18 protein-coding genes and 1 pseudogene are annotated in these 26,713 nt (G+C 34.0%); 5 read left to right on the plus strand and 14 right to left on the minus strand.

Annotated features, from left to right (window positions below; translation table 11 throughout):
• Positions 1-188: 188 nt before the first annotated feature.
• Positions 189-701 (minus strand): helix-turn-helix domain-containing protein, encoded by a 513-nt coding sequence (locus ACIROD_RS08565; protein WP_402939566.1) that lies wholly within the window; start codon positions 699-701, stop codon positions 189-191.
• Between the two features lie 173 nt (positions 702-874).
• Here ACIROD_RS08565 and ACIROD_RS08570 point away from each other — a divergent pair, with 173 nt between their 5' ends.
• Genes ACIROD_RS08570 through ACIROD_RS08580 form a run of 3 tightly spaced genes read left to right on the plus strand, consistent with a single transcriptional unit; the run spans position 875 to position 3,321 of the window.
• Entirely contained in the window at positions 875-2,173 is a 1,299-nt protein-coding gene (locus ACIROD_RS08570) for an MFS transporter (RefSeq protein ID WP_402939569.1), read from the plus strand.
• Positions 2,174-2,207: 34 nt separating this feature from the next.
• Positions 2,208-3,191, plus strand: coding sequence for an ornithine cyclodeaminase family protein (locus tag ACIROD_RS08575; RefSeq protein WP_402939571.1), 984 nt, complete (start codon positions 2,208-2,210; stop codon positions 3,189-3,191).
• Positions 3,181-3,321 carry a hypothetical protein gene (locus ACIROD_RS08580; protein WP_402939574.1) on the plus strand — a complete coding sequence of 47 codons (141 nt, stop codon included), beginning with the start codon at positions 3,181-3,183 and terminating at the stop codon, positions 3,319-3,321. Before ACIROD_RS08575 ends, ACIROD_RS08580 begins: the two co-directional genes overlap by 11 nt.
• A 301-nt stretch (positions 3,322-3,622) precedes the next feature.
• Here the strand turns inward: ACIROD_RS08580 and ACIROD_RS08585 are convergent, their stop codons facing one another.
• The 7 genes from ACIROD_RS08585 to ACIROD_RS08615 all read right to left on the minus strand — a co-directional run bounded on the left by ACIROD_RS08585 (position 3,623) and on the right by ACIROD_RS08615 (position 10,421).
• Positions 3,623-4,159, minus strand: a complete 537-nt coding sequence (locus tag ACIROD_RS08585; protein WP_402939577.1) for a hypothetical protein — start codon at positions 4,157-4,159, stop codon at positions 3,623-3,625.
• Between the two features lie 160 nt (positions 4,160-4,319).
• A complete protein-coding gene (locus tag ACIROD_RS08590; RefSeq protein ID WP_402939580.1) occupies positions 4,320-4,997 on the minus strand; it encodes a cell surface protein in 678 nt (225 codons plus the stop codon).
• 269 nt (positions 4,998-5,266) lie between these two features.
• A complete protein-coding gene (locus ACIROD_RS08595; RefSeq protein ID WP_402939583.1) occupies positions 5,267-5,506 on the minus strand; it encodes a hypothetical protein in 240 nt (79 codons plus the stop codon).
• Positions 5,507-5,986: 480 nt separating this feature from the next.
• Complete coding sequence (locus ACIROD_RS08600; protein ID WP_402939586.1) at positions 5,987-6,445, minus strand: SRPBCC family protein; 459 nt, start codon at positions 6,443-6,445, stop codon at positions 5,987-5,989.
• Between the two features lie 425 nt (positions 6,446-6,870).
• On the minus strand, positions 6,871-7,656 hold the full coding sequence (locus tag ACIROD_RS08605; protein WP_402939590.1) for a hypothetical protein: 786 nt from the start codon (positions 7,654-7,656) through the stop codon (positions 6,871-6,873).
• Positions 7,646-8,500 (minus strand): hypothetical protein, encoded by an 855-nt coding sequence (locus tag ACIROD_RS08610; RefSeq protein WP_402939592.1) that lies wholly within the window; start codon positions 8,498-8,500, stop codon positions 7,646-7,648. The genes ACIROD_RS08605 and ACIROD_RS08610 overlap by 11 nt, the downstream gene beginning before the upstream one ends.
• Before the next feature lies 1 nt (position 8,501).
• Positions 8,502-10,421 carry a hypothetical protein gene (locus tag ACIROD_RS08615; protein ID WP_402939594.1) on the minus strand — a complete coding sequence of 640 codons (1,920 nt, stop codon included), beginning with the start codon at positions 10,419-10,421 and terminating at the stop codon, positions 8,502-8,504.
• A 1,279-nt stretch (positions 10,422-11,700) separates the two neighbouring features.
• Between ACIROD_RS08615 and ACIROD_RS08620 the strand changes: the two genes are divergently transcribed.
• Both ACIROD_RS08620 and ACIROD_RS08625 read left to right on the plus strand, forming a co-directional pair.
• Entirely contained in the window at positions 11,701-12,783 is a 1,083-nt protein-coding gene (locus ACIROD_RS08620; protein WP_402939597.1) for a DNA sulfur modification protein DndB, read from the plus strand.
• A gap of 1,534 nt (positions 12,784-14,317) precedes the next feature.
• A complete protein-coding gene (locus ACIROD_RS08625; protein ID WP_402939600.1) occupies positions 14,318-15,586 on the plus strand; it encodes an ATP-binding protein in 1,269 nt (422 codons plus the stop codon).
• Positions 15,587-16,143: 557 nt separating this feature from the next.
• Here ACIROD_RS08625 and ACIROD_RS08630 read toward each other — a convergent pair.
• From ACIROD_RS08630 to ACIROD_RS08655, 6 genes and pseudogenes are all read right to left on the minus strand, one after another.
• Positions 16,144-19,305 (minus strand): annotated as a pseudogene (locus ACIROD_RS08630) (ATP-binding cassette domain-containing protein); the annotation flags it as partial.
• A 571-nt stretch (positions 19,306-19,876) separates the two neighbouring features.
• A complete protein-coding gene (locus tag ACIROD_RS08635) occupies positions 19,877-21,436 on the minus strand; it encodes a hypothetical protein (RefSeq protein WP_402939603.1) in 1,560 nt (519 codons plus the stop codon).
• Between the two features lie 63 nt (positions 21,437-21,499).
• Positions 21,500-21,736 carry a hypothetical protein gene (locus ACIROD_RS08640; protein WP_402939606.1) on the minus strand — a complete coding sequence of 79 codons (237 nt, stop codon included), beginning with the start codon at positions 21,734-21,736 and terminating at the stop codon, positions 21,500-21,502.
• 1,269 nt (positions 21,737-23,005) lie between these two features.
• Positions 23,006-24,955 (minus strand): AAA family ATPase, encoded by a 1,950-nt coding sequence (locus tag ACIROD_RS08645; protein ID WP_402939609.1) that lies wholly within the window; start codon positions 24,953-24,955, stop codon positions 23,006-23,008.
• Entirely contained in the window at positions 24,952-25,461 is a 510-nt protein-coding gene (locus tag ACIROD_RS08650; protein WP_402939611.1) for an ABC-three component system middle component 4, read from the minus strand. Before ACIROD_RS08650 ends, ACIROD_RS08645 begins: the two co-directional genes overlap by 4 nt.
• Entirely contained in the window at positions 25,458-26,705 is a 1,248-nt protein-coding gene (locus ACIROD_RS08655; RefSeq protein ID WP_402939614.1) for an ABC-three component system protein, read from the minus strand. Before ACIROD_RS08655 ends, ACIROD_RS08650 begins: the two co-directional genes overlap by 4 nt.
• Positions 26,706-26,713 lie beyond the last annotated feature (8 nt).

Here is a 26,713-nt window from a genome sequence, read left to right on the forward strand (position 1 = left end):
ACTCCGCATTCTTTGATAAATAATTTATTACTTTAATGATTTGATTTACTTTTTCACATTTAACAAGGTAAAAAGAAAGGATAGATGAACAGTGAGCAATCCCTGTTAACATCTATCCTTTTGTACGACATATGACCTCATTTACAACAACAACCAACTATTTCGTTAACTGGACATATACCGTGACGTTATTTCGACGACACCACCAAAAACCGGACAATTTGATCCGAGAAGTTAAACCAGTAATGGGCTTTTCTAGCATCGAACATGAACGACTGTTGTTCATGGAGTTCTATTCTTTCCCCCTCTATTTCCACTGTTAACTTCCCTTCGATAATGAATAAGAATTCATGTCCGCTATGAGAAAAAGCGCTTCCTTTATTCTCCCCTGGCTTTAACGTGACTAGAATAGGCGAAAAAACAGCATCATGAATGCCGCTGGATAAATTCTGATAATGAAATTGTTCATGATTGTAATCTGAATTTTCTTGGGAGCGGTCCTCAGAAAAAAAGAAGCTTGGGCTGACATCTAATGTATCGGCGATTTTTTTTAATGACTCTAATGTGACGCTTGATTTTCCTCGTTCTACCTGTGATAAAAAGCTGATCGAAACGCCAGTTTGTTCAGCAAGGCACTTTAATGTTAGTTTTCGCTCTTTCCTCAATAATTTGAGTTTTTTCCCAATTGAATCAAAAGGCATACAGATGCCCCCTTTTTTACATAGTATCTATCTTCATTATACAGTACAAAATTTGATGAATGCTCCGTCATTAATAACTTATTAAAAAAGAGTTGACAGAAAATTTCAAATTATTTAAAATGAAGAAAATAATAAATTGAAGTGACACTTCAATTTTGAAGGGGTGACTCATGATGGAAAAGAAACAAATGCGGCGAATATTAATCGCGAGTTTAGTAGGAAGTTCGATTGAGTGGTTTGACTATTTTTTATATGGAACCGTTGCAGCTCTCGTGTTTAACCAGCTATTCTTCGTGAATGAGGATCCGACAATAGGGCTGTTGCTTTCCTATGCATCCTTTGCGTTAGCATTCTTCATCCGCCCTTTTGGCGGAGTGATCTTTAGTCATATTGGCGATCGCATCGGGAGAAAGAAAACACTTGTTATAACACTTAGTTTAATGGGGGTCGCAACATTTGGGATGGGGCTTCTTCCTACGTATCAAGCCGTTGGTATTTGGGCGCCGATTTTATTAATCACGTTGCGCTTAGTTCAAGGTCTGGGAATTGGCGGTGAATGGGGAGGCGCGCTTTTATTGGCCGTTGAATATGCTCCCGCTGAAAAACGGGGCTTGTTCGGAGCTATTCCCCAGATGGGTGTTACAATAGGAATGCTGCTTGGAACCATTGCCTTATCTATTATGACACTGCTTCCCGAAAGCGCATTCATGACTTGGGGATGGCGTTTACCATTTATTTTTAGTGCTTTCCTTGTATTTTTTGGCCTGTGGATTCGTAAAGGAATCGATGAAACACCGTCTTTCAAAAAAGTAAAGGAATCTGGAGAAGTTCCAAAGCTGCCGATTGTAGAAACTCTTAAAAATTATTGGCGTGAAGTGATTATCGCCGTGGGAGCCAAGGTGGTAGAAACAGCGCCATTTTATATTTTCAGCACATTTGTCGTATCATATGCTACTTCGAATCTCGGTTTCTCACGGACAGCTACATTGACTGCAGTCATGATTGCAACAATTATAACGACAATTTTAATACCATTCATGGGGATGCTTTCTGATAAAATTGGCCGCAAAAAGCTGTTTATAGGCGGAACGATTGGGATGGCACTGTTTGCATTCCCATACTTCTGGTTGCTGCAGCAAAAATCGGTACTCCTATTAATCATTGCAACAGTGATAGGTTTAGGGGTAATTTGGGCCCCCATCACAGCTGTTCTTGGAACGATGTTCTCGGAAATTTTCGATGCAAGGATTCGTTATACCGGCATCACGCTTGGATATCAAATCGGGGCAGCTCTGGCAGGAGGAACAGCTCCGCTAGTTGCAACTGCTTTACTTAATAAGTTTAATAACTCCTATGTTCCTGTCGCCATCTATATTATTTTTGCATCTGTCCTTTCCCTAGTGGCGATTTGGGCAGTTAAGGATCGCAGCAATCAGAAATTAGACGAAACGCATAATACTAGTGCCATGTAATCCATGGTTCTTTTACTTCAAGGAGGACAATTGAATGTTGGTAATAAATGAGAAGGAAATTCAACAATCATATGGAATGAAGGACGCAATTTCGGATGTAAACGCAGTATTACGTGCACATGGTGCTAGAAAAATAGACAACCCTCATCGCACAGTTCTTGCTTTCCCTCAACACGAGGCATCGGCACTTTACATGCCAAGCGCTGATTTATCTGAAGAAGTTTCGGCGGTCAAAGTCGTTACCATTTTTCCAAAGAATCCTTCAAGGGGGATGGCAACGACACAGGGAGTCATCTTACTGTCAGATGCAGAAAATGGTGAGCACTTAGCATTGTTGAATGCCTCCTATTTAACACGTCTCAGAACGGGGGCATTGAGCGGCATTGCCACAGACTTTCTTGCTCGTAAAGACGCTAGGGTTCTCACGATTATTGGAACAGGAGCTATGGGATTTGAACAAGCAATTGGTGTGTTAGCCGTAAGGGACATTGAGCGTATATTATTAGTAAATCGCACACGAGAGAAAGCGGAGAAGTTCGGTGAAAAGCTGCGGGCATTCGGAGTAACCGTTCCTTTTGAAGTTTTCGAAGATGTTTCAGCAGCTGTTCGTCAAGCAGATATAATTTGCTGTGCAACCCGCTCGAGCGAGCCTGTATTTAATGGGCTGGATTTAAAGCCGGGCACACACATTAACGGGGTCGGTTCTTATTTGCCGGATATGAAAGAAGTGGATAATACCACGGTTTCACGCGCTGCTAAAATTATCGTCGACGATTTGGCGGGTGTGAAGGCTGAAGCAGGAGAACTCATTTCTGCAGCCAATCAGGGAAATTGGTCGTTTAATGATATTCATGGTGAGCTTTTTGAACTTGTAATGCGGACCAAAACAGGCAGGGAAAATGAAGAGGAAATTACCTTCTTTAAATCAGTCGGTGCTGCTTACTTTGACCTTGCTGTCGCAAAAGGTGTTTATCGCCAATCGAAAGATCGGAACATCGGGATGGAGATTGAGGTATAACAGAAGCTGCAGTCTATTATTTGAGTTAAATCCAGAAGAAACTCATGATGACCTATTCCTTTCCAACTACTTCATTAAGTCGCTTCGTCGGTTATTGGGCATTGAAAAAATAGAAACGATGGATCGTTAATCATTAAAATAGCCGCTAAGAATGGTGATGTTCACCAAGTCTCGGCGGCTGGTTTTTCTTTATTTATCGGCAAATGGTACGGCACTGCTCATGGTGGTCGGCAATTTGGTAAGTATTCTACAGCAATTGATGAAGTAAAAGTGATTGGAAAAGTTAGTAGTGGTGCTCTATGTAGCAATGGATGAAAATCATGCGTCTAAATGTTTTAGCTTTAACCGACCCCCTTCCAACAACAGTTGGTTTTAGGATTGTAAGGCAATAGATGTGTTTAACTATTTAATATACAGAAATCTTTAATTACTTAACTTACGCCAGAATCATTTCCAAATATTTTCTCTAATAATCCCATCTGACTAACTATTTCAATATCATTTTTAAAATTTTGTAAACTAGCTTTATATTCATCGCATTCTAAATCTTTGGAGTAGCCAATACATAAGTTTAATATACTGTTTAGTTTTTCAGCAGAACCACTAATAAAATAGGTCGTGAGTATTTTATTATTTGTGCTTGCAAGTAGTACAATTGTTGCCATGTCCAGTGCATATTCTATGTCTGTATCTGAAATCTTTCTATTCTTTTTCTTAGGGTATTTAAATTCATAGCTATTAATAGAATGAATTTTTCCTGTGAGTAATTCTAATATCGTTTTATTATAGATTATATATACTTCTTTAATCAGCTTCATTTCTGGAGCATAAGGATCAGCCAGTATATATTTTATACGTTCATCTTCTTTAGGAATCTCTATTCCCTCTAAATTATGCCCTAAAATATAGGCTACTTCCTCAATTCTTTTAGGAGGGAATAACCTTGCGAAGTCGTATTTTTTTTCCATAGAATCTTCCTTTATAAATAAATTTGATAAATTACCAGAGCTTACCTCCTCCGTAGAATGAGTGAGTACCATATTCATGAGGATGGTAATGTGCAAATCATTTTTTGTGTTATCATTAGCTACCTTACCTGCTACCTATAATGCACCTGCTTTTAAATTTTTATTGCTCAGCATTAAATTCAGATTCTGAACGGTCTCTATCTGTAGGTATTTCATTTTCATATGCATTTTCATACGCAGAAACTACCTCTGTGGCTTCCTCGTTCAAAGAAGCTTTACCTTTTTCCATTTTTTCACTAGTCACATCTTGCTTAATACCTTCAACGTATTCATTCGAATTTGGACCTGATACTAATAATGAACCATCATCTTGTGCATACGCTATAAACACATATGATTTTCCTTCTTCCGGTAATGTATCATCTTCATACAAAACAACAGAAGAGCCATCTTCATTTATCCCTCCAGCCTTTTGAATAGGTATGGAAGTATCTGTAACTAGATCACCCTTTATATTTTGCAGGACAGTAACTTCGTAATTAGTATACGGTGTTGAAACCTCTTTAGCACCGTCACTAGTTTCAATTGTTACAGAATCTTTGTACAGAGTGTCAACATCTTCATCGACTCGGCCTATAAAAACGTAATCTGCATCACCTACAGTTTCATTTGGATCATCCACATCTACAGCAAAAGTACCATCCATTTGAATTACCTTTAGATTTTTTTTATCCTCCGAATTTACATCTTTCTTGGAATTAGAACAAGCTGAAACTATCAAAGAAAGACTAACTATAAATAATAGTGAAGCAAGTAACCGAACTTTTTTCTTACCCATTTTCCCCCCCTCCTCTTCCTGTTAGTATTTCTTATAAGCAGCGGTAAGACGCTCTATCATAATGGCATAATAACCAAAATCTCAGATTAAAAGATCCCAAAATTGAATTCAGGATTTTCATATATGGAATATTTAATAATATTAATTAAACCAAATATTCATGTGTTATCAGATGCATTGAAGAAAAAAACTATGATTACTATTTTTTATGTAATCAAATTTAGCCACCATCAATCACCTTTTATATTGGTAAAAGTTTCAACTAATAATCACTCATTTTTATTGATTTTTGAACGAATAAGTATAGATAAAGCACAGTTACCATAGAGAAATAAAGCTATGAAAAGTAAAGGTACTAATATTGTTGATATTTGATCTTTTGGAACAACCCAAAATAATAGAACTGCAAAGGAAATTGTTCCACTTAACCCCACGAATATCGCATAAAATAATAATCCGAAATTTAAAGCCTTTTTATAATTCTCTTTATTTGTAGACATCAATATCAAAATTCACCACCTAATTTTAATTTTGTTTTAACCACTGTTTTTTAGAATTACTTATCATCTTCTAATCCTGCCTTTACTCCTACTCCGATACCGTAACTTTAGAAAAATAACCTCAAGCAACTCCCTATTTGGAGTAAGCACCAGTCAAAAACTCCTCCTCAGACCCTATATTTTACGACAAATAAAAAAAATCCATCTTGAAAAAAGATGGCTTCTTTTCTATCTGTGTTGCTGTGACGTAGTTTTCACTCAGAGTTGATTGAAACGGAAGGTGCGAGACTCCTGCGGTAAATACGCGTCCAAGGGAGACCCCACAGGCGCAAAAGCGCCGAGGAGGCTCCCGAACCGCCCGCGGAAAGCGAGTGCCTGGAGTGGAAATGAACGTCACAATTTCACAAAAAAAGATGGATCATTTTCTATCTGTATTCCTCCACAATCGTGCACGGCTGGGAAGATTTTTCTGGCTTTATCGAAGAGGAGTTAATTGTTACCCGTTTCGGCTTCAGCAACCTCTTTGACACGGTCTAAAAATTCAACGACCACTTTATCGGTAGCAAATAATAATAATATTTTTAAAAACCACTTTAACGGGCGACTGGTGACTGTATATGTAAAGGAAGTTCTATTGTCATTGATTTTATTTAGTTCATAAAAAGCTGTAATTTCAAACATTTTAGCAAGTATAAATCCTACTTTAAGCTTTTTCTCATTAGTCTCATTCAAATATTCCAATGTTTCTATATCATACTCTTCTGTTCGTTTTCCTTCTCTATATTTTTGGCGATATACGCTTCCAACCACTTCTTCCGTTATTTTAACCGGCTTTTGTTCAACTACTTGAGGCATGATTTTTTGCATATTTTCTACAGAACCATCAAGAAACTTCCATACCTGTTCAATTGGGGCGTTTATTTCTATTTCCCTAGTCCATTTTTTCAATGAAAATCACCTCTACCTATATTATATTTCCTTTATTATGTAAAACCAAATTTTCAACTGATAAATCATGAACAGTTAAGAGATAGGGGGAATTATTTTAAAAAGCATGACTTAAATATAGTAAATACGATATAAAACATCGGAGACAAAAGAGAACAAATTAAGATGAAATAATGTACAAACCCCATCTCTATGAGTGGGGCCTTTTCTTCTTCAACCAACCCATCGCTAGTTGAAGAAGAAAACTTCCATTTAGTAAATATTTATCATTGGATATTTTGGCAAAGAAAACATCAACTTTACCTCTAACATACTAGAAGAGAAATTATCATTGCTATTCCTGCTATTCCAACTTAGGAGGCTATTTTTTATAGTCTAAAAGATGCTACACTGTTACTTTTGAAGAGAGCGCCGCCGTGGAATCCCTATTCAACAAAAGCTCCTGTTAATTGGGTACTCATACTTATATCTGATACATCATAATAATAGCTTAATGCTTGAATAACTTCATTTTTTAACGTTTCGATATCTAATAACGGTGACATAACGACTGGATATTTTTTATTCAATTCAAAAATGACACGTCTGCCGTAACGTTCGTCCTTTCCTAGATCCGGTCGATCCTTAATATTTGACTTCATAATATTTGAAATTTGTAGCTCATCAATAATTGTTAATATTTTAATTAAAAACTCTGAGTTTCGAAAAATGGCATATTTAATAATATAGTTATATACGTCTAAATTTTCCAAAACTAAATTATAATAATGCTTCTTCTCTTCAACATTTATATCTAAATCTTCAATATATTCAGCTGCAAGGACACATTTATAAATATAATTTTCCCAATCGAACGGTTTGATTACAACTCTTTCGAAATCTTTAATACCTGTACTTACGATCGGGTAGTTTTCAAGAATAAATTCACGCTTTTTCGTAACTAGTAATGAATGCCAAAATATCTCTTCTAAATGAAGATCACGATCTGAATGGATATAAGAGGCAGCAATTATTTCAAATGCCCGCTGGAAGGCTTGCTTCTTCTCTTCCTCTGATCCACGTCCCATATATATTGGAAAATCTGGCGCATCTGCAATTGTTACAAATTTATTAGAAAAATAGTCCTCATTACTATTGATTTTATCATCTAAAAAATCTTGATAAAATTGCTCATTACTTTTATAGCCCTTTTTTAATAGTCTAATTTCCATGATTAATAAGCCCCTTAACTGCCCCTGCATATTTTTCAATAATTTTATCAGATATTAAAGAGATAACCTCATCAATATTATCAATTGAAATTTCATCAATCATTTTTTTAGTCATTAACTGATACAGCTTAAAATCAAGTAGGTTTTCAGGCTGAGTAATTTGTGTTAAATCAACATAATCCTCCCCCTGCTCACTATACTGACTAATAAAGCGTTGCAGAGCCGTACGAAGACCTGTATAAATATAGGGATTATTAAATGCTTGACTAGACCCCACTCCATTGAATTGGAACTCCTCTTTTCGATAATGAATAATGATAGTTTCAGGTCCAAGTTCAACTTTAATATCTGAAGATAAGTTTTCATCTAATTTCTTTTCAAATAGCACCAATGGTTTTTGAATACTGCCTTCAAATACAACAATCTTAGAGAAACCTAATAATGAATTTTTGGGTACAATAATTTCATCCTTGAACGCGTCATAAAATGAACTTAAATCACCATTTTCACTAAAATTGATTTCTTTTGTTGATTGAATATGCAATTGAATTGAGGTACGTTTACTTAAAGAAACCCTTTTCTTAGGCACTTCAATTGCTTTTTGATTTTGCTCAAGCCTATAAAACTTATTATCCTTTGATTGGATAATTAAGATAGGTACTGCATCCCCTTTTGCAATTAGCTCTTTTATAAAGGCTGAACTAATTTCGTATTCTATTTCAAATCGATAATCATTCGTATTTTCTTCTAATTTAACGTCTAACAAAAAAGAACTATTTTCATAGCTTGTTGATGTATTCGTCAAAACGGGATATGGAAAATTTGCATCTTTTTTATAGATCATTTTACACCTCTACATAGTATATAAATTTCAATGCTCGATTATAATTAGGCTTAAGGTCCAGTTTTAATTTTACAATACCATCTTTTATCGAAACATTCTTAATAGATTCATTATCGATTTCACATTTTGATCCTCTACTGTTATCAATTACAGTTGCGTAGTTCTCTTTTAATTTAAACTCATTCTTATATTCTTCTCCCATTCCATCAATAATGTTAAATGAGAGATTACAAGAAGTCGTATTTTTCATTTCTGAAATATCTTTGAAATTGAATTGAATAAATTCAGTATTTTTCACAATTAAACGTTCTACTATATTTGGACTTACACTATATGTTTCAGTGTTGGATTCCTGCAATTCATCTGTAGTACCAGTAGGATTGTTACTACGAGTACGTTTAATGCCTGTATTTTTAGGCTCTACGGTACCTTTTTTCGTTCCTTTTTTCTTAGGCTTTTTATTTGGAGTACCATCTGTTGCTTTTACAACTAGATTGCCTTTATTAATCTTCACCGCTCCATAAGCATTTGATAAATCTTGCTTGAATTCGGACTCTATAATATATAAAAGATCTTTAGTATCCATCAAACCATCTGTAGGATTATTTTTCATCATTTCCTCATCAATGATGCCTGCGATTACACTTGAAAGATTATTTATAAAGCGTTTAGCTTGTGATTTAAGCCTTGGATCTTTAATATCCTCTGATGAGATCTTTGTATGGGATTCATTTTCTAGAGATTTCAAATAACCATCTTCTTCTAAACCACCAATTAAAACAGCGTTATAAGGTTTTGTCGCATTCGATTTGACTGAAAAATCTTCAATTTTCATACCAATCGTACGAACAATGGCTACCCGGCCTTTTGAAATAGATTCATCATATTTAAAATAAAGCTTAAAATCAAAGTACTTATCACCATTTGAAATTACAATATCTCTTGGTTTTTCATTTTTATACGTTTTTACATAAAGTGGTGTAAATACTTTCTTCATATCTGAAGTTTCTTGAATGTAATACTGGCTATCGTTTAAATAACTTTCAATTGTATCTGTATTAATTACATGATCGTTCACATGAACTTCTAATCTACCATCTAAAATAGAGACAAAGAAGCTATCGCATACGGTTTTAATAATTTCATCTTCATTATCAAACTCTGCACGTAAGTACGGAATTATAATTTTTAAACCTCTAGTTTTCTTTTCAAAAACAGAATGAAATTTATTTTCATAAGGATAAAACTTTGATGTATCATTTTCTACTTTTAGATCAGCAAAATAACCAGTTGAACGGTAGCATTGTTGATTAAACATATGCTCAATTAATTGAGCAGTGCCTCCTAAATGCTGGTCCCCTTGCTCATCACAGTTTGCGAAATACATTAAATGAAGATCCGATGCGGCATTTGATGCAATTTTCCCTACACCATGCGAGCCACCACGTGTAGTTTCAATAGATTGATCACTTTCCTCAAAATGTACACCTTTGTTATATGCATAAATACCCCAAGTATCTTTCTTGGAATGGCTTTGTCCATTTTTCGCTCCAGTTAGACCTCTAGTATTTATATCTTCAAAGGAAATATAGCGTACTTCTTCCTGATCCACTTTTTTGAGCATATGGCTAATCGTTTCTTTCGTGTAACTATTCCTACCTTCTAGGCACTTAATACGATTAATGACATCATCAATTCCTGGTATGTCACTATTATTAATCGTACCGATATTTATTTTCACAATAACCGGTGTAGTGCTATTAGCTAATCGCCCATCTAACGAGTTTTGTATATTTTCTTTCGTTAAACCTTTTACACCTAATCCATAGAAACGCTCTAATATTTTATTAAAATTAGATTCTTCGATATTCGGTATCGGAGAAAATTTCCACTTACTTTCTATTTCGCCAACTATTTCCATATAAAACACCTCTACTTTTTTCTCACTAAAATTTTTTAGGTTCGTGCTCTTTATTAAACAGTCTTCTACTCCACCAGTATTTCGATTTTTCCTTCCCCTTCCTTATTTGCCCATATTGAAGAAATGATTATAAATAGTATTTCGATTAGATCGTCGTAAAGAATACAGAAGTATTAAACCATTTGTTAGATTTAGGAATTGATATTTCTGGTGACGATAGTATTTATTCTGGCAGTTCCTTCTTTACGGCAATAGAGAATCCACTAATCGATCACGACTGTCCATGAACCTTTTTTAAATTGCTGCATTGGTTAAATGACTGCAATTAACAATTGTTAATGCATTATCTTTTATTTCAATTAAATTAAGTCCCTTACGTGTATAAATATCCTTATAAGCATTGCATGCGTTTGCCATTTAAACAGAAAATTACTCCTGTACTATGTAAAAGACGATGCTTGTTATTTTTTTGAGTTCCGTGAATTTAGAACACAAGTAACTAAAAATGTATTTGCAGTGGTTTTTAACTACTTTGCTGATTCTCGTCAAGGAGATTTAGAAGAAGGCATCCCAACGCATATTACCACTACAGTACATAGGGAAACGTTGACCTGTTCCATATATGTGTTTAAACTAATATCGCTTTCAAGACGCCAATTTCTTAATCAAATAATTTAATTCAATACTTATGTACTATATTTTCTTTAGTCTTAGCTCGGTCTACAATATTGCAAAAATCAATTCGCATCTCTTTACCAGAATTATGCATCAAATGCATTTACAACCCCTTTCGACAATTGAAGAGCCCGGATGCCTTTGCAGATTTCCAACACTAGAGTAATTATTTTCAGTGTCACCTAATATCTCCATACCTATCGTCGTTTCAATAGCCCTTAAGGAAATTACTTCTTGAGTTCTTTCAAAATAACAAACTAATTTTACCTCATTTAATATAGGATTCATATCTTTACAGTAATTACATTAATTCACCCTCCCCTGTCACCTGAGCGGCTCATACCGATAATTAAACAACATGTTAGTTGATTCGTCAAACTTTTTTTAAAAAAATAAGTAAAAATCACAATTATTTTTAGCGGCTTTTATTTGATTTCGATTAAACGAACAAACTATATCGAGCGGCTCAAGTTAAATTTAAACTAATAAATCCAAGAATAATTTTTTTGAGCGGCTTATTTTTTTCCTAAAAAAGTTAAAATATAAATTGAAATAAATCCGTAATAGTGATAAGTTTAATGTATAATAATTTTGGGGTGGTAAAATGACTATAGCAAATTCAATTAAAATTTCATTTAAAGGTTCAAAGGGAAATCAGTTTGGAAGAGATACATACGTAACAATGATCCCTTTCAATAAACTTGAAAGTTTCTTTAAAGTTTTTCCAGAAGTTCAACGCAAACTAAGTAAGCCACGCGTTAAATCAATCGCGAAGTATATCTTAGATGGTATCGATAAGAAAAGAATGACATTTTTAAGTGCTATTACAGTGACTTGTAAAAATGAAATTGAATATAATGAAGAAGAATCTACTATTGATGTCGATATTAGCACTGTTTTCTCTATCAACGATGGACAACATCGGTCTGAAGCTATTAAATTAGCCATTATGACATTAAAAGAGGCTAAAAATAACTCAAGTAGTTATAACGAGAGAGAAAACCTTACAGATAAACTTAACATCTTAGAAAACATGACTATTCCAGTGGTGATTTTCACTGAAATTGATCAAAAAGGAGAACAACAATTATTTCACGATTTAAATCTATTAGCTGGTAAGCCTAACAAATCTATTGCATTAAACTTTGATTCAAGTGATCTGTACAGTACATTAGCTAAAGATTTAGCTAAAAACAACGAGCAATTATTAAGATTAAAAGTCGAAACTGAAAAAACTCAAATTCGTGGCAATAACAATCAAATTATGGTTCTTTCTACATTAAGAAATATGTTATGCTATATCATTACAGGCGCAAATAAGGATAAAGATAGTAAATTAAATATCGAAAATTACAATGATACCCACCATACACTTGATGAAATCCTCAATTTACTATTCGAAGTATTACCAGAAGATGCTTCTAATCGTGAAAAGTACATTATCGGTACTGCGGCTACGCTACAAGGAATCGGTAAATACTTAAACGAAGTGATTTATAATCAAAATAACGTTGATTGGCAAAATGAAATTGAAAAATTAGGCACGATCGATTGGTCTCATAGTAGTTTTATATGGGAAGGTTATGGGGGTAGCTACATTCCTGAAAAGAATAAATTTGTATTTACTGGTACTAGTGCCGGTATTAATGGAGTATATGAAGCTTTGAAGAACACCTTGCATAAATAATAAAAATAGAGCCGCTCATTTTAATCGAGCGGCTCTATTTTTGTAGAATGAATATATAAAATCACACATACAACTCCTTACTACGAAGATAATCAAACCAGCGGCTCAAACAACTTTCACCTCAACTAATTTCTAACCTTCGAAAATCAAATTCGAGATCTTGAGAAGTGTGCACGCAACCAATTTAATTGATACCATGTTCCTTTTTGCCCCACTTAGTGGATAACGATCAATTATTCCAAAGTCTGCTTAAACTAGGCTAAGGTATTTTACATTATTTATTACGTTTTATTTCATGTTTTTCGATGTCTAATCCCACGCATAACGAGCAAGCATCATGCATTGTGAATCTATACTAACTCCAGCAATGACAGCCTTGATCTTCATTTATTGCACTAAAGTTCTAATTCAATTAACCTACCCGTAAGCAAATAGAACGCTGAAAAGAAAAAGTGTATTATTCTCCTGGATGAAACTGATAGTATAAGTTAAAAATTTTCACATTCTTAAAGAAGGGTAAACTTTGGTTGATATAATTTCGGGCTTTATTTCTTATTCATCCAAAACGATATGTTATCTGGGGGGATAGTTTTACTTTTGATGCTCCTTAATTTTACTAAACTTAGTAGTATGGATTTTTTTATACTTTCCAATTTGAAAAAATTTTAAAATGATTAATTACACTTCTGAACAATTCACCCGTCTCTCTATAGTTAGAATTATTTATTAATTCGCAAATTGGGTATTCGAGTAAATCCCCGAAAAAATTAAAATTTCATTAGAATCATAATGATTTATGTTTATTTCATTAAATATTCTAACATCTTGATAGTCAAAAAATGGAGCAATTTCTTATAATTATTATCAAAATCATCAGTTAGGTTTGTCATAAGCCCATCCCCTATTGCTTTTAATTTCTTCTAAAGCTACCGAAATTTGTTTTTTTGTATTTTCTTATGTTTTTGCAAAGCAACGGATCAACTCTCCTAGAATAAAGATGTTCCTTGAGACTTCAAACCTTAATATGAAACTAACCAGTTATTTAAATCTTTTGGAGTGATTGCTTTGGAGGCATATCTTTAGGTTTAAAAGACTATTGGCGAATTTTAATATGGACGATATTATAATTTATTGGTGTAGACATTTTTTTACAAACTTTTTACCGAAGTCAATATTCAACTAATCAAGAACTTTTTTCCTATTTTTATATTTTAAGGCCTTAATTCTAGCAATTTTTCTTCCTAATAAAAAGCACTCATTACTTGTCGCATGGAGTTCTTTCATGATTCCCCCATAATCATTATTTTCGTCATATACCGCTAATATCAGGTCTAATCACCCACTTCACAAATCCCCATAAGTCATCTAATCGACTATACTCTCTAAATAAATAAATTTTCTTAAAGAGGCACTTTAAACAACATCAATTTTGAATTTAAATGTCTTTCTGTAAATAAATTACTTTATTAAGACTCTCTTTTTTAGTGTTATTCTTGTATAATAAACCAAACGGTTACTTTTTTAGGAGAATCCTATGAATTTTATTTATATTAATCAAAACATATTAGATAATCTCTTTTATATCTTAGTAAGCATTTTGATTTATTACATTTTATTAGATCATGGCAAAAAGTTAAGTCAATATGGCAAGACCCTTATCACTGCATGCATGAGCTTTCCTATTATATTATGTATGAAGTTTCCTATTTATATTGATGAATATTGTGTCCATGATCTCCGGCAAATCCCTTTTATAATAGGAACCCTTTATGGTGGCTGGCCTGTAGGCGCTGCCCTGTTAGTCATCATATTATCTTTTAGGTTTGCTTTTTATGGTTTCAATTTACTTACGTTAATTGTATATATCGTTATCTATATTATAACGGCTCTATTTTCTTCCAAATTCAAAAATTTCAATCGAAAAAATAAGCTAAATAGCTCCATACTATTAATATTGTTTCTAGGAATCCTAACCAGCTTTATTTCACTCGCTATGTCTGATTACTTTCGAATAACGGAGGCTTATTTATTTTACTTTATTATCCTCCCTCCTTTCATTATTGCTTTAGCTGTATATATAATGGAAATTTTAAAAGATGCCATTTTAATCCGGACGCAAATGATAAGGCTTGAAAAAATGGAGGTAGTCAGTCAGCTTGCAGCAAGCATTTCACATGAAGTTAGAAATCCTTTAACGGTTGTGAAAGGATTTGTTCAACTGCTGAAGACTCCTGATCTTACTCAGGGAGTAAAAGAACAATATATAGAGCATGTTGTCAGGGAGCTTAATAGTGCAGAATCCATTATTAGTGAATATTTAGCATTTGCAAAACCTGCACTTGAGAAAGTGGATCCTATTTCAATTAACCGTGAAATAGGATATGTAATTGAAATGATCAAACCATTGGCTAGCATGAATTTAGTTACTATATCTAATCAGTTGACTCCAGGCATTACCCGGGGGAATATTCAACATTTCAAGCAATGCTTCCTAAACCTCATCAAGAATGGTATAGAGGCAATGCCAAACGGCGGGGAGCTTAGTATTGTTTCCTATGTAAATAATTTCGATATCATTATCGAAATCAGTGACAACGGGGTGGGAATGAACAAAGAACAAATAAATCGTTTTGGCGAGCCTTATTACAGTTCCAAAGAAAAAGGGACTGGGTTGGGATCAATGGTGGCTGTTAAGACCATCCAAACGATGAATGGTACACTTCATATAACTAGCGCTTTGAATAAGGGAACAACGATTGCAATAACACTCCCCGTTTATCATGAAGATCATTCTGTAAAATAATAAAAAAGTCCGCCGTAAATGGCGGACTTCAGACTGTAGACAAACTCGAAGAAAAGCGAATTTGCCTGCAGTTTTTTTATTTAATAGAAGTTCCAGTTGATTTCAGAAATCCGCTCCCTTTCCGCCGACTGTCTGCCAAGCCTCCTCGACGCAAGCGTCTGTGGGGTCTCGGCTAGCCAGTTATTCGGCAGGAGTGTCGCAAATTTCTTCAATCCAATAAGGATTACAGTAAAAAACCTTAAAGGCCGGAGCAGTTTATTCGAACAGCTGCACTGTCTTGGGCCATTGACGCAGTTTATCGACCTAAACCACACAATATTCGACCGTTCACGTACAGTATTCGACCTACCCCGCACAGTATTCGACCGTTGAGGCACTATATTCGACCGCTCGCGAATTTTTATCGACCTACCCCGCACAGTATTCGACCGTTGAGGCACTATATTCGACCGCTCGCGAATTTTTATCGACCTTCACCTCACTATTCGGACTCTTAGCCCCTTATGTCCGCAAAATAAAAGCCCGCCATTATCGGCGGACTTTTTACTTGATTTTTTCTGGTCAAGGCATTGATAAACCGCCATCATGTCTCGTTTGTTCAATTCACGAATCCGGGCGAAAATGGGGATATCGGCAACGGCCTCGGTACGTTCACTTTCAGCCACGACATCCTTCACTTTCCCTGTCAGCCAGATCTGCACGTCAATGTCTTCGACGATTTCTTTACGACCTTCATCATCGATGCCACTGGCATGACAGCTCACACAAGGGATTGTTAATTTATATACACCGTCATGGATGTTATCTTCTGAAATGACTTTCTTGCCATTACAGAATGGGCATTTATGACTTGCTTTAATTTTATTGATTTGGGTGACGATTTTTTTGTAGCCAAATGCTTCATAGACATAGGTTAGTTTTTTGTATTTGCCATTGGTGAAATATTTATCAATAATGGTTTCTCTAGTTTCATTAATATTGGCAAAGTCACAGATGGTGATCTGGTTTTTGCTGCTGATTGCTTCGATATTGCCTTTAATGCTGTCCCAGAATGGTTGGGTATTTTGTAAAACCACTTCATAGCCGACGAAGCTTGCTAGTTCGAGTTCGAGCATTTTCAACGCCGCTTTTGTTTCACGTGGAAGGAATGACACATCATCAGTGAGTGCGATATCGCCGCCCACAATCGCTTTTAGTTTTTCCAGTTCCGGCAGCTTTCCTACAATTTTGATGACTTGATCAATTGGCTGTTGTATTATTTCGCGAATGTCCGTATCACCAAACATCAGCTTTTTATGATGTTTGAGAACCGTTCCATGACAGACTGGACAGTCGATCATCTCTTTTGTTTCTTTCATCTGCTCTTTAATGATTGATTTCGATACGAAGATATAGCGCCCAATGATGAAATTGAACCCTTCCCAAATTCGCGATGCCTTGCCTGCTTTATCGTAAAAGGACTTTTCCCAATACCCATATAAGAAGGTATGCTTTTCGGCATCTGTCATCTCATTATAGCTTTTACTAATGTCGTGACCGAGTTCATTCTTGATCTCATCAAACAGGAATTGCAGTTTTGAATGCTGATAATATTTTAATACTTCCATCACGTCTGGATGTAATAAACCATCCCAGAATGGCACGTTTTTGTCTTGTATGACTACATCGAAATCGAATTTTTCAATGACCCGGCGTCCCGAACAGCTTGGACAATGATTTTCTGCAGAATAGAAATCGAAGCTTCTTGTATCCTTATTGGTCGGATGTGCAGCCACTATATGGTTGATCATTCCGCCCAATTCATAAAGAAACGTATATTGACTGTACAAGTGCCGTTCAAGATCAATGGCGATCACAGGCGCAATCGTGTCTGACTCGTATTCCCCATAAATCACGCGAGCGATTGGTGATAGGCTTTTTAAAATGCCGCCCTTATAGACGTTCTCTGCATTTTTGAAATAGTCCAGATGATTTTCCTGTAAATAATTGATTCCCGTTTTTGACCGCAGTGTGGAAGAAATATGCAATGGCTCCACTTGATCGTCACTGTTTTTGTGACGATAATAATCATCATGACTGACAACGTCAAGATGCTGGACAGGTGTTAGCTGTCTTTTACCAAAATCTACGATATAATCCGAGCTTTCCAGCATATAGGCATTATGTTCAATCATGATGATGGAGACGGATTCATCTTCCAGAATGACTCTTACACTATCAATGAATTGGTTTAAAATATTTTGCGATAACCCTTTTGAAGGCTCGTCAAAAATGAACAGCGTGTGCGGGTTTCTTGTCTTCGCAAACAGCTCGGAAACTAAGTGGACACATTGAAATTCACCCGTCGATAGTGTTTGTGTTTTTCTTTCTAACGTCAAATAGCCAAGCCCAAGCTTGATCAATAAGCTCAAGCGTTTATGTGCGATGTCTTCATTAGGCAATTCTTCAATGATATCTTCGATTGAACGCTGAAAAATATCATCAATTTCATCACTGTATTTGGTGAGTTTCTTTTTAATATCAAGAAACGTCGCAACGGTTGAACGACTGGTAATCGATTTGTTTCGATCCTGCCCGACCATGACCAGCTTATCCTTTGGATACCGCTTCTGAAAATCTTTAGAGATACATTCATTGACTAGTGTAGATTTACCGCAGCCTGACTCACCTGTAAAGGTAACGAGCCTATTCTTTGGAATCCGGATTTCCTCCATTTGAATATTACGGCAGTAAAGATCCTGAAATTGATAGTATTCAGTAGGCACTGCTTCATTTCGTTCCCAGCTGATTGGTTTGGGACGCGGTGATTCCGCAACGATTTTCCCGCCATATTTTCCGCTGCCGGGTCCAAAGAACAATTGGTCATCAGTGCTATCCAGCACCGTATCTGAGTGATCAATGAGCCAAATTTGATTCTTATATCCTAATTGCTTAATCTGTTCCAAAATTTTCAAAAGGGTTTGATGATCAAGACCGACGGAGATTTCATCGATGATGATCACGGTATTTTCACTTGTTGCCATGAATTCGGCTAAATAAAGTCGGGTTAATTCTCCCCCAGACACTGTCCCCATAATACGATTCAAGCCTAAATAACCAATATTCATATTGATTATATTTTGGAGAATATGCTGTTTAGCTTCACTAATATGTAAGGTCTCTGAGAGTGAAAGGATCGTTTCGATGCTTAAGTTGTTAATATCGGAAATAGTATGCGGGCGATCTAATAATTCAATCGTATATTGCTCGACTTCTGGATTGTAGCGCTTCCCCTCACACTTTGGACATTCGACATTTTTCGTCGTACCGCGTCCTTTACAAGTGGGGCACCAGCCTAAGGCATTATTAAACGAAAAAACTTCCGGAGAAAGATTGAATTTTTCTGCAAGACAAACACGAATCTCTTTAAACACACCAGTATGTGTGCCAATGGTCGAACGGGGATTGGCTGAGATAGATGATTTGCCGAGAAAAAGGACCAGCGGCATTTCCTCCATCTTGATGGCACTGAAGTTGGTTTCCATAATATTAGGAAATAAATACTGATATTCAGACTTCGGCAATAAGGAAACGAGACGCTTCTTGGATTCTTCACCAATGGTTTGACAAAAAGTCGTCTTCCCGGAACCTGATAATCCAGCAATTCCTAATGATTGGTCGTCTGGCAGTGATGAATCTAAATGGTTTATATTGTTCGCTATTAATCGATTTATTTTCATATGTAACTCCTCTCCATTTTTTAAGCTCAGTCTTTCATATTAGCATAGCGGTATATGTATTTGGTATTTTTTTATCGGTAACCACAGCCTTCTATTCTTTCACATTCCACTTCTTCAAAAACGTATGATTCATCGACAAAAAACGAGGAGTGACACGAAATAGGGTTGGATATTATTATCACCACCTGTAATACAGAGACGATGAACAGAGTCATTAAAGCCTCATTATAGACAAAATAAAAAAGGCTGAAAAATACAATTATATTGTACTTCAGCTCTTCTCCTAAAAAATTTATTTACTTATGGTACGATCCACCAAATTGTATCTAAGTATTTTAATAATCATTACAGGTTCTATTATTTAATTGTTTGCCTAAATAACTAACTATACAATTAAACTTTAAATTGTATAAAAAATCGCTAACGATATATATAAAGCGTAGATACAAAGCGTGTTCGAGTTAATTTTATCAAAACTATAGGAAAGCGAAAGGGTACTATTTTAACGTACTCTTAATGTACATTTTTTTTTATGTTCTTAATCATTATATTTCACCTTATATTTTGATGATTAAGTAAGTAATTTAAAACTGTATTCCGGAATCAATATTTTATTTCCAAGAAGAGAAAATCTGCTATATCTCTTTTTTTGTTCAATAGGAAGCATTTTGTCATTTTTATTTAAAATGGTTCTTACTAATTCCATACCATTCTTATGTTTCATCAATTCAATATAGTGATCTACAAGAAGAATTGGAGTGGGTATATTAACATTTATTCCTGTTCCTATGGAATAATTCGTTAAAACAAAATAGTCTATTTCATTTGGCAGAGTATGTCTATATGTTTCTCCGAAATACTCTTTCAAGATCAAAGTTAAATTATCATTAGTATATCTCCTGGCCTCTTCTACTTGTTTGTACGCTTTTTCTAACATCTGATCCAAGTTATTAATATCACGGGTAGAATCTACAGGAATTTTATATTTTAATTCTATAATTTGAAGATGGTTGATTTCCGGATCATAGACCAATAAATCCATACCAGGAATGTTTTTTTTAGATTTATCAACACCATAACTCGTTAAATATTTTGCGGGGATATTATTTGTAATACTCGCTCTTTCCTCATCCTCAAAATTATTTTGAGCGAAGTCATAATTAGAAGATCTTTTTTTAGCTAATAAACGCATCGCATTTGCTTCTGGTCTAGAAAGATTAAATATTGCATCTGAAACCGCCAAATAATTATCTGAAAGTGGAACAAAATAAGATAAAGAAATATCACTTTTAATATCAGAAAAATCGTAAGTAAAAAAGTCAATTATTCTTTCAATCTTCTCTCGACCTAGCTTTGTTTTGGCAGATAATTTATCTATCCATTTTTCTTTTTTTAAACATAAAACGCCTTCAAACCCAGGATCAATTATATAGCTATTTCCAATATAATTATCTAACAAATTATGAGAAAATATTTGGGTGAGTTCAGTAGAAAACCTTTTATAATCTTCTAAATTGAATTCTTTAAACTCTATGTTAAAAGTGCAATTAAAATCCATTTGATGTGCATTATTTATAATTTGCACTATATTTTCTCGATTAACCTCTAAATTCTCTAGCACTTCCATTTTCTTAGCATTATCAATTTCCCTAAAAAAAGTGTCATAGAACAAATGAGTTTTATATATCTCTTCATTATAATAATCGAAAGTGATTTTGTTTCCTTTTTTGTTAAATTTAGTTTTCTTCTGTCCATGCATTTCCCACATATCAGAAAACTTCTCATATGAGTATGCAACTCCCATTAATTTGTAGATGTCGTCTGCAACCAAATCTTTTTTATTAATTATAGATTCACTCCTACAATACTTTGTACACCATCGAAATATCCATTTTAATGATTCTTGTATAAAAGAAATTTCATTTAACTCAGTTGCATTTGTTTTGGCTAACTTTTTTAAATATTCTTGCATATTATCATAGCTTGCTGAATGCGAAAGTGTATAAAGGACACCCACCTTCTCTAGTACTATCAAAGTTGCTTCTTCAATTGTTAATTCAAACAATCTATTTTCACTAATGCTTTTCTCTATATTTTGTTTAACAAGGTATAATTCTTCATACTCATTCAAACATAGTCACCTCTATTTAAAATGGATACTGTTTTAACCTTAAATGGAGAAATAATTCGGGTTTCACTTTAGAAACGGAAGAAAATCTGTGTTTAATATTATCTCTCCTAGGGATGGGTTTGTTAAAAGCAGCAATTCTGTGTGTCCTTTAACATATTTCATATAATGAGTTAAATCCGCCCGTGCATATTTAAGAGATAGTTCAAAAATTCCGATTGATAAAATCATTTTATTATTTATATCCATTTCTTCAGTTTTATCGGTTAATATTTCCAAACGACAGTTTTTATATTTTTTCACTGAACCACATAGACAGAACATATTTCTTCCTAAAGAAAAGTTTCTCATAAGTTACCAATTTCAATTTGCGTGGTAAATTTTTCTAACACAAACTCAGTAAGTATTACATTTTTAAGTGATTCAGTCCAATATAAAAACAGGATTCCGGAGATCCACCTTGAGATGCTATGAATGATTCCAACTCATTTATTAAACCATCCTCAATAGATATATAGACTAGAACCTTTATTGTATCAGAGTTATAATACCATCCATTAAATGGCCTATTGATCTATCTTGAGTATAATCTTCAATGTCACTTAACTTACTTGGTGATCGTTTTTGAGCTCATTCTTAAGTTTCTTAAATGATATTAATATTTCATTTACGTACTGGATGAGACACCCCACTGCCAGCGTCACTCAATGAACGGAATTTCTCGTATCCATAAATAGGCTTCATGTATACAAAAAGCATGAAAGTAAGCAATGCATTCTATCGGACATCTACAGAAATAAAGGATCCCTAACACAGCTTTAGCCTTAAAACCTCTACCCATATAATGCATACCTACCCAGTGAAGTTCTAGATGGAGGGAACCTTTCAGTAGAGTTAGCGTCCTATAAAATTGGTTTGATGTAGCACAAAGTATTCTCGAACCTGACAAAAAATAGCGAGTCCTTAGGGAAATCTGTTCAGGCTGTAATATGAGATGACCTTTGTATTGACTCCTCACCTTCAGGACAAAGATGTCTAGCTAAGACCTTTCCCATACGTTTTATACTTTTCCATACAAACTTGTTAGATTGTCTTGTCTTAAAGCTTGACAAAGTATCGCTATTCTGTTAAATATCTACTTGTGGAAAGTCACCCCAGACTCTTCCTCTATCAACATCTCTTTGTACAGCTAAGATTTCTTTTACATTCTTTTTTTCAGTTTGCGGTATTACTACTTGATTTCCATAAGTTGAACCACGTGCTCGATTACACCTAGCTGTCCCAGGCAGAGTTATAACCATTGGAATTGTAGAACTATTCAAATGCTTATTAACTAACCTAAACCACTCTGCCCATGACGGCGCGAAGTTTCTCAGTTTCTCATGTTCAACCATATTGATATTTGAACTGTGCCTCATTTTTAATTTATGTTTGAAAACTATGTTCCCTACATAAAAAGGAAGCACAAGTGAACTCTGTACTTCCCTTTTTTCCATATATATATATCAGTTTAAGTGCGTAGATACTATCCCATCTATAAATATTTTTTTAATTCCGTTACTGTATTATAGTTTAGTTATCAATATCGTCAATAAATCCAATTTCAGTTCCACTAACTTTCATTCTCCCAAACCGCTTGACTACCTTATCATTTAATTTATCATACATATCTAAAGGAATTTCATTATCTACAACTATAATCTGAACTTCTTCATTTTTACCTGTAAGATCTAACAGATAGTGATACATATTACTATATTTCCTTGGGTCATTTAGTTCTTCAGATTCCTCATCTTCCTTTTCCTCTACTTTTACTTTACCTAAATATTTACCCAATGTATCTATCATTAAAAACGATGGCATGTTGGTAGTTTTTAAAAGTGAGTATTTTAGCATACTTAACAAAAACCCTACCGAAACAATAGTTCTTAATCCACCCGAAGTTAATTCTATATAATTTTTCCCTCGGACAATTGGTAAATAAGTTGTCGGACTGATTGATATCCTAGAAGGATTTTTAATAGGTACATATTTTAGATAACTTGCGAGGTAGTCACCTAAAGATGAGAGTATACCATCTATAGAAGGTATATCATTTTTTAATACTTCTAACTTCCCATTTAACTCTGATATTTGGGAAGTTAATAGCTCTGATGAAGCTTCAAACTCATTTAATTGTCTCCTAACTTTCAAATGGTAATTAAAACTCTTTTTACTTTCAGCTAGGTTGGATTGCTCTGTTATCCATAAGTCACGTTGAGTCAAAAATGGAGAAATGTAATTATTCATTTCTTTATCCAATTTTGATTGTAGTTTGTCTAGACTCTCATTTATTTGATATTGTTCTTTTTCAAATTTGAATAGCTTTTCTTTATCCTGTTCGATTAGGCTCTGAAGATCTTTAACACGGTTGTTTAGACTTTTTATTTCAGCTTTAATTTCTGTTTTTCCAATAACTGAATTTTCATCATTTAAATCCTCTACTATAACGACGCTTGAACATAGAGGGCATTCCATCTCTTTTGGCAAATGAACTGGTAACTTTTCAGCCATTTGAAGTGATAATTTTAACTTTTCTAAATCGCGTTCATAATCTTTCTTCAAACTAACATTCTGTTCTAAAATTACTTTTGTAAATTGCATATCATTGTCAATAACTCTTAAGCCATGCTCTAAGCTTATTATTTCATTTCTGTAAACATCAAGTTGGACGGTGTCCGCTTTCAATTTAGAATCTAATTTCTTAATTTCTTTAGCTATGTCTTCAAATTTTTGTTTTACTTCTTCTAAGTGGTTTTCTAATTCATCCATAGTTTGAAATTGTGCATCTCTTAAAAATGAAGAAATAATTTCATACTGTTTTTGTAATCCTTTTTTTTGTTCAATCTTATTTTGTATTTCTTGTTCCAATTTACTAATTGCTTCATCCGATAAGTTATATATAAATTGGAAGGCCAGTCTATTCTTGACTGCTACTGCACCGTTAGTTGCATCTAATAATTGTCTACTCCCAATATCATCTTGGTCTAGGTAACAATATTTAAAAATATCTCTAAAGCTCATTCTAACTAAATCTGAATTGCTCTTAGTAGGTGCCTTTTTTACTTTAATTAGCGGGATATTTAAGCTTTGCAATAAAAAATCACTAAAGTAACCTGAAGGCCCTTCCTTCTTATAATTAGGTGAATACAATTTGGGGAATACTGTTTCCATAGATTTAATGTCCGATTTATACACTTCAATAAAATCTTCTGGTTTATAAATATCCCTTTTTATAGAATAGATAATTTCATTTAATCTAACTTGTAATAGAGCATATTTACCTTTCTTTTCTATCTCTTCGTATAAATATACTTTCTTGGCACCAAGTAGATAATCAATTAAATTTAAAATACTTGATTTCCCTGTATCTGAATCACCATAAACAATATTTAAGCCACTATGAAAATCAACGACATAATTTTTTTCTATTCCTACTAACACGAGTTTTTCTACTATTAATTTTGGAGAAACACTGCTCATGTATTCATCCCACCTTTAATAATACTTTGAACTTTTAAATATAATTGATTTGTAGATAAAGACTGTATTGATTTCATTGCAATACAAAAATCACTGGATCTTTTTATAAATTCAGACTCAACTTCTTTTATTATATTTGTTCCTTCTGTTGTAATTGAAAAATAAATATCCTTCTCAATAGTTACAGATACAAATTTTAAGTTTGATAACATAATCAATAAACTTTTTAATTCCTTATGCCTTGTATGAAAGCTATAGTTTGGAAAGAGGTCTTGTATGTTATTTAACTCATTATCATGGAGTACTAACTCTTTGCCTTTTTCCTTTTGTAAAAGCTCCCTTAGGTACTTGGGATGATTTAACAAAAATCTATAGATATTTATCCTATCAATTGTTAAATGAAGTTTACCGGTCTTTGTTGTAGATAAATTCATTAAAATAATTAAAACCATTGAGCTGCGGAAATTGAATTCATGTTCTGGGATAATAAAAGGCAGTTTACTCATAAACCAATCTCCTTATCCCTATTTAATCTAAAATCCTCAATGTCTTTTGGTCTATTATTAATAGCCCACCAAATTTCTTTCTCAAAGTTATTTGCCAATTGGTGAAGCATACCGATTTTTTGATAGTAACTAATTGCTGGCAATGTACTTTTTAGTGTTGCTATATCTTCTCTTCTGATATGTTCATGTACCATAGTTACTAATTCATTACTTGACTTGATTTCTCCTGATAACAATTTACCAAATACTATTGCATATAGATTTCTGATTTTTGCATATAAACTCTCTAATTCCTTCAGATGTATTGATTGTGAGACTAAAGCTTTTCTCATATATTCAGCATTGAAGAAAGTCTGCTTAGCATCATAAATCAAAACATTGTGCACATCTGCCATTAGTAATTTTAAAACAAAGATTTCATCCTCTAATTGCCCCTTATCATCAAATTCTTTAATCTCCATATTTGTTGAGATTTTATTATTTGAGATAAGTTTTGTTAGTTCACTTTTAACCGCCAATAAACTAATTGTATCCAATGATTTTGGCTTAGTAATGGAAGTATGGTCATCATCACAAGGAACAACACTTAAACCCTCTACGTTTACTGGAACTGCACTTGTTTTTGGAACGATTGTGTCATATTCACCATATAAGTATAAACATTTGGGTATTTTGTCTTTAAATTTCACCCATTCATCTTGTAATCGACTTACATTTTCACTTAAGGGGTTTAAGTCAAGTATTTGTTCATTTCTTACCAAGGATTTAGCGATTGTTGCAAAATTACTACCACTATGAGGAACTGCCAGTGAAATGAATAATTTGAACTTTTCCCCCATTTCTGTCTCAAGTTCATCTAATATGACAGATTTTGCAACCAATCCGCCCATGCTATGTGCAACAATAATTATATTTTCATAAGATTCACAGTTATATCGAATAGCCGAACGTACTAAGCTTCCGATCTTAGGAATAGTTATATTCCTTTTCACAGGTTTTGTATCCTTGACACCAAAAATACTACTTACTAACTTTTTGGTAGCATTTACTTTTGGAAAGTCTAGTAATTTAGAATAATAAACAATTTGTGCAAAGTCATAGTTTTTTTCAATATCCTTTTCTTTCATAAGTAATTCTGCAAAAGAGTTTCCATTATCATTAATCCACGTTTCCTCTGCCCCAGTAAAACCGTGAATAAATAGAACTAAACTTTTTTTATCTTCACAACGGATTGAACTATACATAGTACACC

Source organism: Peribacillus sp. NPDC101481 (assembly GCF_044767165.1).
Classification (GTDB): domain Bacteria; phylum Bacillota; class Bacilli; order Bacillales; family DSM-1321; genus Peribacillus.